Source organism: Paraburkholderia sp. NMBU_R16 (genome assembly GCF_013282575.1).
Taxonomy (GTDB): Bacteria; Pseudomonadota; Gammaproteobacteria; order Burkholderiales; family Burkholderiaceae; genus Trinickia.
Window position 1 is genome coordinate 1 of sequence record NZ_JAAAYE010000485.1, and the last position, 251, is coordinate 251.

Here is a 251-nt window from a genome sequence, read left to right on the forward strand (position 1 = left end):
TCGAGGTGGAAGTGCGCCGTGGGGCGACGACGATCACGGTGCGTTGGCCGTTGTCGGCCGCCAGCGAGTGCGGCGCGTGGCTGCAAGGCTGGCTGCGGTGATTCGCATCGAGGCGATTTGGCTGGCGACCGAACCGCTGGATATGCGCGCCGGCACGGAGACGATCCTCGCGCGTGTCGTCAAGGTCTTCGGCTCGGCGCGCCCTCATCACGCGTACTTGTTCGCCAACAAGAACTCGACGCGGATGAAGG

At 66.5% G+C, this 251-nt stretch carries 1 protein-coding gene; it reads left to right on the forward strand.

Translation table 11 applies throughout. From position 1 onward, the window contains the following. Positions 1-97: 97 nt before the first annotated feature. Positions 98-251: IS66 family insertion sequence element accessory protein TnpB (gene tnpB, locus GWC77_RS30500; protein WP_367949142.1), on the forward strand; the 154-nt coding region annotated here is incomplete at its 3' end.